At 59.5% G+C, this 13,764-nt stretch carries 14 protein-coding genes and 1 pseudogene; 8 read left to right on the forward strand and 7 right to left on the reverse strand.

The features are described 5' to 3' along the window. Positions 1-36: 36 nt before the first annotated feature. Positions 37-1,029, reverse strand: coding sequence for a LacI family DNA-binding transcriptional regulator (locus V8P77_RS11225; RefSeq protein WP_025397537.1), 993 nt, complete (start codon positions 1,027-1,029; stop codon positions 37-39). 213 nt (positions 1,030-1,242) lie between these two features. Between V8P77_RS11225 and V8P77_RS11230 the strand changes: the two genes are divergently transcribed. The 6 genes from V8P77_RS11230 (at position 1,243) to V8P77_RS11255 (ending at position 6,477) form a co-directional block, all read left to right on the forward strand. Beyond that, on the forward strand, positions 1,243-2,190 hold the full coding sequence (locus tag V8P77_RS11230; protein WP_335912646.1) for a sugar ABC transporter substrate-binding protein: 948 nt from the start codon (positions 1,243-1,245) through the stop codon (positions 2,188-2,190). A gap of 130 nt (positions 2,191-2,320) precedes the next feature. After that, a complete protein-coding gene (locus V8P77_RS11235; protein WP_131641171.1) occupies positions 2,321-3,442 on the forward strand; it encodes an ABC transporter permease in 1,122 nt (373 codons plus the stop codon). Between the two features lie 2 nt (positions 3,443-3,444). After that, on the forward strand, positions 3,445-4,245 hold the full coding sequence (locus V8P77_RS11240; protein ID WP_025397540.1) for an ATP-binding cassette domain-containing protein: 801 nt from the start codon (positions 3,445-3,447) through the stop codon (positions 4,243-4,245). 25 nt (positions 4,246-4,270) lie between these two features. Continuing rightward, entirely contained in the window at positions 4,271-5,068 is a 798-nt protein-coding gene (locus V8P77_RS11245; RefSeq protein ID WP_335912651.1) for a TIM barrel protein, read from the forward strand. A gap of 30 nt (positions 5,069-5,098) precedes the next feature. Beyond that, entirely contained in the window at positions 5,099-6,121 is a 1,023-nt protein-coding gene (locus V8P77_RS11250; protein ID WP_221956098.1) for a Gfo/Idh/MocA family oxidoreductase, read from the forward strand. Positions 6,122-6,153: 32 nt separating this feature from the next. Beyond that, positions 6,154-6,477 (forward strand): MurR/RpiR family transcriptional regulator, encoded by a 324-nt coding sequence (locus tag V8P77_RS11255; protein WP_025397543.1) that lies wholly within the window; start codon positions 6,154-6,156, stop codon positions 6,475-6,477. A 418-nt stretch (positions 6,478-6,895) separates the two neighbouring features. Here the strand turns inward: V8P77_RS11255 and V8P77_RS11260 are convergent, their stop codons facing one another. Both V8P77_RS11260 and V8P77_RS11265 read right to left on the reverse strand, forming a co-directional pair. After that, positions 6,896-7,114 carry a hypothetical protein gene (locus V8P77_RS11260; RefSeq protein ID WP_003547964.1) on the reverse strand — a complete coding sequence of 73 codons (219 nt, stop codon included), beginning with the start codon at positions 7,112-7,114 and terminating at the stop codon, positions 6,896-6,898. A gap of 60 nt (positions 7,115-7,174) precedes the next feature. Then, positions 7,175-8,019: pseudogene (locus V8P77_RS11265) on the reverse strand (pirin family protein). 265 nt (positions 8,020-8,284) lie between these two features. On the opposite strand from V8P77_RS11265, the gene V8P77_RS11270 reads away from it, so the two are divergent. Beyond that, on the forward strand, positions 8,285-8,770 hold the full coding sequence (locus V8P77_RS11270; protein ID WP_335912662.1) for a DMT family transporter: 486 nt from the start codon (positions 8,285-8,287) through the stop codon (positions 8,768-8,770). Beyond that, positions 8,767-9,207, forward strand: coding sequence for a DMT family transporter (locus tag V8P77_RS11275; RefSeq protein ID WP_221951306.1), 441 nt, complete (start codon positions 8,767-8,769; stop codon positions 9,205-9,207). Before V8P77_RS11270 ends, V8P77_RS11275 begins: the two co-directional genes overlap by 4 nt. Positions 9,208-9,283: 76 nt before the next feature. Here the strand turns inward: V8P77_RS11275 and V8P77_RS11280 are convergent, their stop codons facing one another. From V8P77_RS11280 to V8P77_RS11295, 4 genes are read right to left on the reverse strand one after another with little or no spacing between them, the layout of a single operon-like run. Then, positions 9,284-10,444, reverse strand: a complete 1,161-nt coding sequence (locus V8P77_RS11280) for an amidase family protein (protein WP_335912665.1) — start codon at positions 10,442-10,444, stop codon at positions 9,284-9,286. A gap of 13 nt (positions 10,445-10,457) precedes the next feature. Then, the gene (locus V8P77_RS11285) at positions 10,458-11,165 is read right to left on the reverse strand and encodes an ABC transporter ATP-binding protein (RefSeq protein WP_335912666.1); all 708 of its coding nucleotides are present in this window, start codon (positions 11,163-11,165) and stop codon (positions 10,458-10,460) included. Continuing rightward, positions 11,158-12,909: a branched-chain amino acid ABC transporter ATP-binding protein/permease gene (locus V8P77_RS11290; protein WP_335912667.1), complete on the reverse strand. Its 1,752-nt coding sequence runs from the start codon at positions 12,907-12,909 to the stop codon at positions 11,158-11,160. Before V8P77_RS11290 ends, V8P77_RS11285 begins: the two co-directional genes overlap by 8 nt. After that, entirely contained in the window at positions 12,902-13,735 is an 834-nt protein-coding gene (locus V8P77_RS11295) for a branched-chain amino acid ABC transporter permease (protein WP_335912669.1), read from the reverse strand. The genes V8P77_RS11290 and V8P77_RS11295 overlap by 8 nt, the downstream gene beginning before the upstream one ends. Positions 13,736-13,764: the final 29 nt, after the last annotated feature.

Raw genomic sequence — 13,764 nt, forward strand, 5'->3', positions numbered from 1 at the left:
CCGAATCGGTTTTGGTCTGTCCTATTGCTCGATCAATCAGGCCGAATCTCTCACCACAAGCTCGCCTTTGAAGTTAACCGTCTCCCTCGGTGCTCTTTCCAGAATCATGTCTATTGCCGCTTTGACCATCTGGTCGGTGGGTTGCTCGTAGGTTGTAAGGCCGTATGCTGGTGACGCCGCAGGAGCAGCGTTGTCGAAGCCCACAATGGCGAGATCATCCGGCACACGTAAGCCGAACTCGCTTCGGGCAACATCCATCGCTCCGAACGCGAGAGCATCGTTTTCGCACATGAGGACATCGATCCGGTCATCCGGCGCAACTTTGGACAGATAGTCCCGTGCGGCTTGCGCGCCGGCTTCTGCGCTGTAGCGCTCGGCAGACATCTCTACGAGCTCGACGCCGAGAGCGGTTCGCCAGAACTCCTTAAAGTTTCTCCGCCTGCCAAGCGCTGTAGACAATGTACGCGCCCCGGCCATAAATCCCGGTCTCCGATATCCCCTTTCCAATAGGTGCTTGCCGATCTCGGCAATCGCCACGACCGCATCGCAGGAAATAGCGGGAACACCTTCGATCTGGCTATCTCGAGCGAGAACAAACATCGGTGGCCCACCGCGTCCCAGCTTATGATCTGTCAACATCTCGTCCCGAAAAGCCGTACCAAAGAGCACGATCGCATCAACCTGCCGCTGGTCGGCATTCAATATGGCGTGTACGTGGTTGTAGTGTTGATTGATATTGATCAACATGGTCACGAGCCCCTCCGCCTGCAGGCTAGCGGTCAGCTTTTCAAGAAACGGAAGCTTGTGCGGGTTTGCGAAGTCATCAACGAGAACTGCGACCTGGTGTGTAGAATTTGTGGCAAGGCTCCTGGCCAACAGGTTCGGCCGATAATTGAGCCGCTCTGCCGCCTCCAGCACTTTAGCTTTGCTCGCCTCCGTGATCGATGCACCCGGCGTAAATGCACGAATGACCGTCCACTTTGAAACGCCGGCCTCCATCGCCACGTTCTGCGCCGTCGCTCGCTTCATAGTCGAACCTCCCGTTTGAAACGTTTATTCCATTTCTGCCGGAATGCGAAATGAATGGTTGATTTCTCTTAGCAAGAATCTTATAGCTATGCACGTTTGCTACCGGTAGCAAAAAATATGCACCCGGTAGCAACTTTGGAGGACGCGCCGTCTGAGGCGTTTTTGGTGGTTCTCGCGCTCGGAGGTGCGGGACACCCTTTGGGAGGAGTTTTTATGAAATCGTTTCTTCGTAAAATCGTGCTGGGCGCTGCCGTGGTCGGAGCGCTTGGCGCTGCATCCGGCGTTGCCATCGCACAGGATATCAACATCATCGCCGTAACGCACGGCCAGGCCAACGACCCCTTCTGGTCCGTCGTCAAGAACGGAGTGAGCGCCGGTGCCAAGGATGCCGGTGTCAGCATCGATTATCGCGCACCGGAAACCTTCGACATGGTGGCCATGAGCCAGTTGATCGACGCAGCCGTCAACCAGAAGCCAGCCGGTCTGATCGTCTCGATCCCGGATTCGTCCGCATTGGGCCCGTCCATACAAAAGGCTGTCGCCGCCGGCATTCCGGTCATTTCCATCAATTCCGGTTCCGATGTCTCGAAGTCGCTCGGAGCGCTCCTCCATGTCGGCCAGGACGAATACAGCGCCGGCAAGGCAGCGGGTGAAAAGCTCAAGGAAATGGGCGGCAAGGTTGCCGTCTGCGTCAACCAGGAAGTCGGCAACGTCTCCCTCGATCAGCGTTGCCAGGGCTTTTCCGATGGTTTTGCGGGTACCGTTACGATCCTGCCCGTCTCCAACGATCCGGCCGACGTTCGGGCCAAGGTGAAGGCGGCGCTCAGCTCGAATTCCGACATCGACACCGTCATGGCGCTTGGTGCAAGTACGGCCGGCGAACCGTCGCTGGCAGCCGTTGCCGATGCCGGCATGACAGGCAAGATCAAGGTTGCGACCTTCGACCTTTCGGCGGACTTTTTGAAAGCTGTCGCATCCGGAGAAGCCGCTTTCGCCATTGATCAGCAGCAGTTCCTCCAGGGTTATCTGCCTGTCGTTTTCCTCGCAAACTATGCGAAATACGGCCTGATCCCCGGCGGCAATGTGCCTTCCGGTCCGAACCTGATCACCAAGGAAAAGGCAGCCCAGGTCGTCGAACTATCGGCAAAGGGTATCCGCTAATCCACGACAGCCGAAAGGCGTGATTGTCGAACACCCTCCCGCTTTCGAGGAGGGTGTTCGACAGACGACCTGCGTCGTGAGGAAAGCCCTCGGCGCTTCGGCGAATTGCATCCATTGGGAGGTAAGTATCATGGCTCCGATCGAGCAAAAAATAGGAGATGCGTCAAACTCCGACGAGCGCATCAAACAGGTGGGCTTTCTCACACATATGATGCGTCGGCCCGAACTCGGTGCCGTTGCTGGCCTCATCCTGGTGGTGACGTTCTTCTTTCTTACCGCAGACCGTTCGATGTTTTCGCTTTCAGGTGTGATGACGATCCTGGCCCCGGCCTCACAGCTGGGAATTCTCGCCATTGCGGCAGCTCTGCTGATGATTGGTGGCGAGTTCGACCTCTCGATCGGCTCTATGGTGGCCTTCGCCGGATTGATCTTCGGTGCGGCCTTGACCAATTTCGGCCAACCGCTCTGGATTTCCATTATCATCACGATGCTGCTTGCGGCCGCCATGGGCGCGGTGAACGGACAGATCGTGATCAGGACACGGCTGCCGTCGTTCATCGTCACGCTTGCCTTCCTCTTCATTCTGCGGGGTCTAACCCTTGTTGGCCTGAAATGGGCGACAGGCGGCTCAACGCAGCTTCGCGGTATAGGTGAGGTCGTCGGCGACGGTCTCTTGAAGCGCTTGTTCTCAGGCGTCGCCTTCCAGGATCTTTTCAGCTGGCTTGCAGCCCATGGCCTGGTCGAGAAGTTCGACAACGGCGTTCCGAAAGTCACGGGCGTGCCGGTGTCGGTGGTATGGTTCATCGCCATTGCCGGGCTTGCCACCTGGGTTCTTCTGCGCACTCGGATCGGAAACTGGGTCTTTGCCGCCGGCGGCGATCCCAATGCGGCAAGAAACTCCGGCGTACCGGTCGATCGCGTGAAGACGGGTCTCTTTGCCCTGACGGCCTGCGCCGCGGCGCTCGTTGCCATCATCACAGTGCTGGATGCCGGCTCGACGGACGCACGCCGCGGTTTCCAGAAGGAATTCGAGGCGATCATCGCTGCCGTGATTGGCGGATGTCTGCTGACTGGCGGTTACGGTTCGGCGATCGGCGCATTCTTTGGCGCCATCATCTTCGGTCTCGTCTCGATCGGCCTGACCTACACAAAGTTCGACTCGGACTGGTTCCAGGTGTTCCTCGGCTCCATGCTGCTGCTGGCCGTTCTCTTCAACAATTTCATTCGCCGCAAAGTGACAGGGGAGCGCTGATCATGACTGGTAACCAATCGGAAACCGCTCCGCCCGTCATTGAAGTCAAGAATATCGTCAAGCACTACGGCTCCGTCATTGCGCTCTCGGGCGTTTCGATGAAGGTGTCGCGGGGCGAGGTGCTCTGCCTGCTTGGCGACAACGGGGCCGGGAAATCCACACTCATCAAGACGCTCTCGGGTGTGGTCCGTCCCTCGGGCGGCGATTTCCTGGTCGAGGGCAAAGCTGTCGCATTCACCAGTCCGCGCGATGCACTCGATGCCGGTATCGCGACCGTCTATCAGGATCTGGCGATGATCCCGCTGATGTCGATCACGCGAAACTTCTTCATGGGACGCGAACCCGTAAAGGGCGTTCCTCCGTTTCGCCATGTCGATTTCAAGTATTGCAGCGAGGTGACTCGCGAGGAGATGCACAAGATCGGCATCGATATCCGCGACCCGAACCAGGCGGTCGGCACCCTTTCCGGCGGCGAGCGGCAATGTGTGGCGATCGCGCGGGCCGTTTATTTCGGAGCCAAGGTGCTCATCCTCGATGAGCCGACGTCCGCATTGGGTGTCGCCCAGACCTCCATGGTGCTGAAGTACATCCATCAGGTCCAGCAGAAGGGCCTCGGTGTAATTTTTATTACCCACAATGTCCGCCACGCCTTTGCTGTCGGCAATCGTTTCACGGTTCTCAATCGCGGAAAGACGCTCGGCACTTTCGACAAGAGCGAGATTTCTCTCGAGGAACTGCAGAACCTCATGGCCGGCGGCAAGGAATTGCAAGTGATTTCTCACGAGCTCGGCGGGACGATCTGAGCAATACAAGCATTGGGAAACAGAAATGACCACAACCCTAAAAACCTCGCCTTTCACGCTCGCAGTCTGCGCTGAAATGGTGTTTCGCTCCCTGCCCGTTCTTGATCGGCTGAAACGGATTACAGAACTCGGCTTCCAGGCGGAAATCTGGGACTGGACGAAACATGATATCAAGTCGATCGCAAAGTCCGGCGCCACGTTCTCGTCGATGACGGGCTATATCACCGGCACGCTGGCAGACGATGCCGGCGCGGAGGAGTTGCTACGCACCGCGCGCCAGTCGATCCCGGTGGCAAAGGAACTGAATTGCCCGCGCCTCAACTTGCATGGCACGGGGCTCGATGGACAGGGCCTGCCCGTCGTAAAGTCCGAGATCGTCACCGGCGCCATGTGGCTGAAGGCGGCCGATACGCTAAACCGTATCGCTGATCTCGGCGAGGAGGAAGGCGTCACCTTCGTGCTCGAAAACCTGAACGAGGCCGTCGATCACCCGAAGACGCCATTTGCCAAGGCTGCCGACACGATTGCACTGGTCGCAGCCGTCAACCGACCGTCGCTGAAGCTCAATCTCGACCTCTACCACGCGCAGATCGGCGAAGGGAACTTGATCGAACTTTGCCGCACCGCCCTTCCGCATATCGGTGAAATCCAGGTCGCCGACGTTCCCGGCCGCAAGGAGCCGGGCACTGGCGAAATCAACTATCCAGCCATCGCACGCTCGCTGGGCGAGATGGGCTTCCGCGGGACGATCGGCATGGAAGCCTGGCCTTCCGGCGATGACGAACTTGCCCTCTCCCGTTTCCGCGACGCGTTTTCCTTCTGATCCGACAACAGCATTTTTCAGGAGCCTTCCATGCCCGCCCACCGTCCCGTCAATCTCGCTCTCATCGGTGCCGGCCGCATCGGTTCGTTCCATGCCGAAAGCGTCGCTCGGCGTCTGGTCGATGCCAATCTGCTCGCCGTCGCCGATCCGGCGCCGGGCGCTGCCGAAAAACTGGCCGCAGCGCTCGATGCGCCCGAAGCCTATACCAGCGTGTCGGAACTTCTCGCCAATCCCGCGATCGATGGTGTGATCATCGCGACACCGGCGCGTTTCCATTCGAGTGTCGTCGTGGAAGCGGCGCAGGCTGGAAAGGCCGTGTTCTGCGAAAAGCCAATGGCACTGACGCTCGAGGAAGCAGACCAGGCGATCTCTGCCACAAAGTCTGCGAAGGTGCCGCTCCAAGTAGGTTTCAATCGACGCTGGGACCAGTCGTTCTTTGAAGGCCGCGCGGCGATCGATGCCGGCAAGATCGGCTCGGTCCAGCTCCTGCGCTCGCTGACCCGCGACCCGGGACCCTACGGCGGCAACCCGGAGAAGACGCCGCTGTGGACGATCTTCTACGAGACGCTGATCCATGACTTCGACACGCTGCTTTGGCTGAACCCGACAGCGAAACCGGTCGAGGTAACGGCGATTGCCGATGCGCTGGTTCGACCGGATTTCGCCGACAAGGGCTTTCACGATACCGCCGTCGTCACCATCCGCTTTGACAACGGCTCCATTGCCGTGGCGGAGGCGAATTTCTGCGCCATGTACGGCTACGACATCCGCGGCGAGGTCTTTGGCTCCGGCGGCATGGTGATGATGGGTGACGTGCGCCGTTCCTCAATGACGCTCTACGACAAGAACGGAGTGTCGAACGATACCTGGCGGCGTGACACGGATCACTTCGTCCACGGTTACACGGCCCAGCTCGCCTCCTTCGTCGAGGCCATAAGGACAGGCACCGTCACTGGCCCAACCGGTGAAGACGCCCGCAATGCGCTCGCCGTCGCGCTCGCCTGCGTCACGTCGGTTACCGAGTGCAGGACGATCCAGCTTTCCGGCCTCTAGGCCGGATCGCAAAAGACGGAGTGTGCCAAGAAATGCCGCAGCATTTCCGCAGTCTAAGCAGCCCGCCGGCAAGTTTCGAAGAGCTGAAGTCGGCCATCGCTTCCCGCCACGTCACCTTCTCTCTTCGCGTCGAGAATGTGGCGAAGAGGGTCCTGGCCAAACCGGAACTCATGGCCTTTGGTAGCACGACCTCAATCGCGGACGACTGCGGCGTCTCCGTTTCTACGGTCATGCGCTTTGTTGCGCATATCGGCTTCCACGAAATCGCGCAGGCGCGCGCAATTTTCAGAAATGAGTTGCGCCGCCGCCTGTCGGTGTTGCCCGGGTCGGGTACGAAAAACGGGAGCGATGGGTAGATGCCCGTCGCCACAGTTTGGTACACTCAAGCCCAGGTTCCGTGGTTTGCGCTGGATCTAAAGACTGGTCCGATGAAGGCCCCTGGCGCATTCATTAGGGCGTTCCTGTACGCAGTCCTCGGGGCTACCATATTGGCCATCGCTGTCGGTTGGAAGCAAAGAGGCCTTCGCATTGAAAGGAAACGAACCGGCGATCCTCACTGTCCCCTGTGCGACCGCCTAAGCTGCTCCGAAGGCTAGTTTTTGAGGTGTAGGCATTCTTATGAGACTAAAAGCCTGCTTTTATTAACGAGGCGGTGGACCAGGCTCATTGGAACCGTTGCAACGCAAATGGCTTGTTGCCGACCGTGAATCTGCCCGCGCAACCCGAACTGTCGGAGTTGTCGGTGATAGTCGATTATTCCCGGAGTTTGATTGGTCAGGCCGTTCGTCCAAGGGTGGAAAGTGCATCCTGCAGTCTAAGCGCCGCCAGTGCTTCGGTTGCCTCATCCGAAGACCATCCCGCTTCCAGCGCCGCAGACAGGACCAGCGATTCCGTTTGCAGCTCAAGCTTCTCATAAAGCGGCTCGATGGCTTCGCGCGCTGTTACAACGTGCTGGTCTGGTGGGGTGATGGGTGTGGCGGCAACCGTAGGCATGAAATGCTCCTCCTATTGAACGCTAAGGTTCGAAACCCCTTAGGGGCATCCTTGTTCCATTCATATCGCCTTTTCGGTCACGAGCGGCGATGCGAAAGATGACGACGCCACATATGGCGAAATTTCCTCCATCGCAGGAACGCGCGAATGATGATTGCCGGCGGGATCTTCTTGTGGTCGCCGACAGTCCCCTGCCTGGTAATGGATGCGTTCGGGTCGAGCAGAAACGCGACCAACGTGCTTGCACTCTGCGCCTCTACTTCGAGCTTGTCATCAGATAAATGCAGTCCCTGCTCGCCTTCGACGAACGTCTGCTTATCGACGAAAACGGAACCGCTAAAGACATAGAAATAGAGATCTCGGCCTTGTTTCTGCGGGAATTCCACCCGTAGGCCCGCCTCTAGCCGCATGTCGAAGAAGTCGATTGCGCTGCGAACATAGAAAGGCGCGCCCTCTCCTTCCGGCCCGACCAGGTGTCGCCAGACGTTTGCCGCGGCAGCCGGCATCGGTCCGTGCTGGATCTTCGGTTCGAGATCGACCGCATAAGGGCGAACGAGGATCTGCAGCATTCGCAGAGGCGGATCGGATGCCAGCGTCTCTTCGGAATGCCAGAAGCCGACCCCGGCATTCATCACCATCAGATGATCGCGGTCGATCACCAACCGGCCAGCGGCCCTGTCGTCGTGGCGCATGACGCCTTCAGGCACCCAGGAAATGATCTCGTCGTTCCGGTGCTCATGCATCGCGATCAGGCGGCCGGGATCGAGGATGGATTCAACGACCATGGCGAGAGGGCCCTGGCCGTGATCGGTCGGCTTCGGCTTCAACCAGCCCGGCATGTTGACATGTGCGACGAAGCCTCCCGCATCCCGCACCACGAACGTTCGTGCGCCCTTGATCAGCATCGCATCCTCCATGCTTGCAAGGCAGTGACGACACCAGGCCATTAGCCATCTGCCGGAAGGGCCCGTCAATGGAAAGGATGTTTGTCGGACCACGATTGACGCCAGGCAGGAAATCCGCTGAGACGTACCGTCCTAATCGAACCATAGTCGATGCATTCGTCCAGGTGAGTGCTGCAGCATCCTTTGCGGCTCTCGAAAAGACGCGCGGAACTATAGTGACAATTTGAAAATATCGGGCGCAATCGATTCTTTGACGGGATCTACAATGACCACCGAAGACGCACGTAATTCTCATCCCATTTACTTCATCGGAGCTTTTGCCACGGGCGGGCTCCTGACTTTCATGGTGCACCTCAACGGCGAGTTGGCCCGTTATGGCAATCCCCTGTTTTCATCTTGGACCGCGCACGGCACAGGCATCATCGCAGCCGTCATTCTTCTCCTGGTGGTCCACCGCCGGCGCACGCCGAAGGTAGAAAAAGCCCCCAACGCGCCTTTGTGGGCCTATTTCGGTGGGATATCCGGCGCGGCAACGGTCATTCTGACCTCGACCGCGGTCAACTCACCGCTCGGGCTCTCCGGCACTTTGGCTCTGGGTTTGGCAGGCCAGGTCGCCTTCAGCGTCGCGGCCGACAGTTGGGGACTGTTCGGTCTGCCAAAGCGGCGTCCAGATACACGAGACATCTTAGCGCTCGGCTTGGTCGTCACGGGGGCTGCACTCATTATACTGTTTGGGCGAGGTGCGGCGTGACGGTGTTCATTCTCCTGGCGTGCCTGGGCGGTGTGCTCGTCGGCCTCAGTCGTCAGCTCAATGGACGGTTGAGCATATCGACGACGCCGCTGATCGCGTCCTTCTGGAATCATGCGATAGGCTTTGCTGCCCTCACCTGCCTTGGTCTCTTTGTCGGAGGTCTGCTTCCTGCGGGTGCTGCCGAGGCGCCTTGGTATGCCTATCTGGGTGGTCCCATCGGCGTCATCTTCGTGGCGGCAGGCAGTTGGGCGATTGCTCGAATAGGCGCGGTGAATTCGGCGCTGCTGATCATCGGTGGCCAGATGGTGACAGGGGTGGTGCTTGATTATGCGCGCGACGTTCCAGCGTCATTTTGGGCGAACGCGACCGGAATTGTTCTTATCGTCGGCGGAATGATGGTCAGCCGCGGACGACGCAAAGCCGGCGGCTCGCAATAGCCATGCGTTGCGCTGCGATTCAGGTGCCAAGGGACGGATGAACGGTGGGGAAAGCCTCCCCGTCGCATTTGCTCTTTCACTCTGCTTTTAGTCGCTGGGCCACATTCATCAGCATCCTGTCGGCGCTCCTTGCGCCGAACAAGGAAAGCGAAACATTTCCCGCACAATTGGCAATTGGAAAAGCCAGCTGTGGGCAGCCGCTAAGACCCGAGAGACACAGAAGCTCGATGCAGCCAGAACGAAATACGGCGAAGCTTTCCGGCTCGGCATCGCGCGTTGGCGGGCTCATGGCCAATGTCGGAAGAACGACAACCATATTTTCGCGGAGCAATCGGTCGATCTCCGCGGAAAAAAGTTTGCGGATCCTGCTTGCCTCGCGCACCTCCTCGTCGTCCAGATGAGATCCTGACAGAAGACGCGCCGCAATATCGGGCGCAATAGCTTCGGGGCTCCGCTCGAAGAGTGTTCTGTTGCTTTCCCAGGCTTCCCTTTGCAGGATGGTGATGAACGCCAAAGCAAGATCGGCGAGGCTGAACGAGGCGCTAGCATTGGTCATGCGAATAGGCATGCCCGCTGATCGAAGGCGGGCGATCATCTCGTTAGCGACCGCGTCGTCAATGGTTGCGAAGACATCCTCGGGAATGAGAATAGATGATGGTTGGTCACTTGCCGCGGACATGCCGACGGCGCTCATCACCGCGGCCATTGGTTCCAGGCTTCTCGTCATGAAGCCCGGCACGTCGAAGCTTGGCGCCAGCGGACGCAGCGCCCTGTTGTCGAGGCTTCCATGTGTCGGCCGCCAGCCGATGAGACCGTTGACGGCGGCGGGCAGCCGAATGGAGCCGGACGTGTCTGTTCCAAGGCCGATATCCGCGAGACCAGCGGCAACCGCGACGGCCGAGCCCGACGACGATCCGCCGGGAATGAGGTGGGAATCGCGCGGATTGATCGGCATGCCGAAATGGATGTTGCTGCCGATCACGGAATAGGCGAGCTCATCCGTATTGGTTTTGCCGACGAAACAGGCGCCGGCATCGAGCAGCGTCTGGACCAGAGGCGCCGTCGATGTCTTGATGCCGGAGGCAGCGAGCACCGCGGCGTTGCCGGCTGCGGTCGGATAGCCGGCAACGTCGAAAAGGTCCTTGACGGCCAGTCGAAGGCCGGAAAGCGGACCGATGGCCGCGTGCCCGACATCCGCATCCGGATAGGGCATGAAAGCGTTCCATGGGTCTCGCACTCGCCCCGGCTCCCTAGATCTTCAAATGTTGCAGCACACGGCTGCGGCTATCTGGACCATTGGGGCTTTCGTCTTCGATCGCCCCGAGTTTGAGAATGGCCCAGCGGTCTGCCACCGAAAGGGCAAAATCCAGGTTCTGTTCGACGAGTAGAATGGTCGTGCCGCGCTTTTCGCGATCGTCCCTCAATGCTTTGGCGATGTTCTGGACAACGGAGGGCTGCAGGCCTTCGGAGATTTCGTCGATCAGTAGCAGTTTTGGCCGCAGCATCAGCGCCCGCGCGAGGATCAGCATTTTCTGCTCCCCGCCCGACAGAGTGCCGGCCTTCTGCGCCAGCCGGTCCTGCAGGAACGGGAAATAACCATAGACCCGCTCCAGTGCGGATGCCAGATCCCGGTCGCCCTTGAGCGCCAGGCGCAGATTGTCGCGGATGGAGAGATCCTGAAACAACGGCAATTCCTGAGGAGCGTAACCGATGCCGGAAGCGATCAGCTCCGCGGGCTTCCTGTCGGTGATAGCAGCACCGTCCACCTCGATCTTGCCTTTGCCGACACGCAGGAAGCCAAGGATCGTCTTCAGCAGCGTCGTCTTGCCCATGCCGTTCTTGCCCATGAGAGCGAAGATCTCGCCCGGCCGGATGGCGAGCGATACGCCATTGACGACATCGACCGCGCCATATCCGCTCGATACGCCGCTGAGCTTGAGTTTGAACGTATCAGCCATGGGCGCCTCCTGCGTAGATGGTGCGAACCGTTTCGGAATTGACCACGTCATTCACCGTGCCGTCGAGAACGAGCTTGCCCTGGTGGAGAACCACGATGCGGCTCGATATGTCGCGCACGAAATCCAGATCGTGTTCGACGAGGATGGCGGCGAAAGCCATTTCGTCCGTCAGTTTCTTGAGGATGGTTCCGATGGTCATGCGCTCGGTCTTGGTAAGACCCGCCGTCGGCTCGTCGAGAAGAATGATGCGTGGTTCCAGAGCGACGACCATCGCCAGTTCGAGAGCCTGTCTTTGACCATGCGACAGCAGCGACACCGGCTTGTCCAGCATATCAGCCATGCCGGTGAGCGTCAGGATCTCGGCTGCCGCTGCCGGCAGCATGATCTCGCCAAGCGATCGCATCGCGTTGGGTCTCTCGCGGCCGAAACGTGCCATCTTCAAGCATTCGCCGATGGTCATGCTGTCGAAGATGCTTGCAACCTGAAATTTTCGGCCGACACCGAGGGCGACGATCCGTTCGGGTGCACGACCGGCGATATTCGTGCCGATGATGTCCACCCGACCTTCGATCTGCTGGGTACCGTCCGACAGACAACGCATCAGCGTGGTCTTGCCAGCGCCGTTGGGGCCGACCAGGCTGACGAGTTCGCCGGCGCCGATTTCAAGGTCGATGCCCTTGAGGACGGAGAAGCTGCCATAGGACTTGCCGAGACCGCGAATCGACAGAAGGCTTTTGCCTCCAACATCCTTGGCGACGATGCGCGTCGGCAAGGACTTCAGAGTGCTGCTGGCGTTCGCGGACTGCAGGAATCGCGTTACCAGCGAGGCGAGGCCGCCCGGCAAAAGGATGATCATGGCGACGAAGAGCGCACCGATGATCAGTTGCCACAGGAAGGGCAGATCGCCCGAAAGACTGGCGCTCAGATAATCGATGCCGATTGCGCCGAACAGAGGTCCGATAATCGTTCCCCGGCCGCCGAGCGCTGTCCAGACGACGAGTTCGGTTCCGAATACGAAACCGGTGTTTTCAGGCGCGACGACACCGGATGCGTTGGCAAAAAGGAAGCCAGCCAGGCCGCATACGCCAGCCAGAACGCCCGTCAGGACGATCTTCAGCCGGGCGGGGTTCATGCCCAGATAGGCAACGCGGGCTTCATTGTCGCGGATTGCGACGAGCAGACGGCCGGCGTCCGACCGGACGAAGACTATTGCAAGAACGGCCAAGGCCAGCAGGCACGCGCCTGACAGGCGGAAATAGCCGGGAAGCCCGAGCGGGAGGGTTTCGTAACCGACGAGGCCACTGGAGGAACCAGTCCAGGTGCCGCCCGAAAAGACGAGCTGTGTGACGACGATCGGCACCACGAGCGAGATCACGGTGGCATAGAGCGGTGTCGAGCCGTGATAGAACGACAGCCAGCCAACGGCGAGGCCAAGCACGAGTGGAACGAGCACGGCGGCGACAAGGGCGACGACGAAAAGCGCCGGGCTTGCGCCCATATGGGTGAGAACCATAGCGGTGGCATAGGCACCCACGCCAAAGAATGCCGCCTGCCCGAATGTGAGAACACCCGTGTAGCCCCACAGCAAGTCGACCGTGATCGCCAGCATGGCGTAGATCATCGAACGCGTCAGTACGTTGAGGCTGAAGCGGCCGAGAAACATCGGTCCGAAGACGATCAACAGGAGAGCTGTCAGCGCCAGCGCCAAAAGAAGGATAAGCCGGAGTTTTTGTCTGTCACGCACGGGCAAATCCCTTCGGACGTATGCGCAGGGTGATTGCGCAGAGGACGGCGACGGTGATGCCGCCGAGGATTGGGCTGAAATAGGTGCTGACAAGCACCTGGGCGGCCCCGAAGATGAGGCAGGCGGCAGCAAGCGCGCCGAAAGAAGAGCCTGCGACCATCACCAGCATGAAGGCGCCTGTCAGCCAGGCGACGCCCATATTGGGATCGACGCTGGTCAGCGGCGCGAGCAGCACGCCTGCAAGGGCGGCAAGGCCGGTACCGATCATGAAGGTTGCAAGCCGCACCTTTTCGGTATCGATACCGAGTCCGCGCGCCAGTGTTTCATTCATGATGACTGCCCGGGCGGAAAGGCCGAGCCTTGTCCCATCAAGCAGCAAGGTGAAGCCGAGCCCCAGACCGACAGCCGCGACAATGGCGAAAAGACGGTAGGCGGAGTAGCCGGTACCAAAGAGATCGAAAGTGCCGGGCAGCAGCGCCGGCGTGAATTGCACGTCGCGGCCAAACCAGAGCGTGATCAGCTGGCCGATGACGATGCCAAGGCCCCAGGTTGCAAGAATGGCGTCGAGCGGCCGGCGATAGAGAGGCCGCACGATAAACCGTTCGGCAACAGCGCCGAGGATCGCTCCGACCAGAAACGCGAAGGGAATGGCAAGCCACGGATTGAGGCCGAACCCGCTGACGACGACAGCGCAGTAGGCCCCGATGGTCAGCCATGCACCATGGGCGAAATTGATGATCTTCAGCACGCCGAAGATCGCAAGCAGCCCGGCGGCAACGATGAAGAGAATGGCCGCAGTGCTGACAATATCGAGAAAGAGCGTCATTTCTAGAACTCCGATGCTGGAGGCGGGGC

The sequence above is a fragment of the Rhizobium aouanii genome, assembly GCF_037002925.1.
In the GTDB taxonomy this organism is placed as follows: Bacteria; Pseudomonadota; Alphaproteobacteria; order Rhizobiales; family Rhizobiaceae; genus Rhizobium; species Rhizobium aouanii.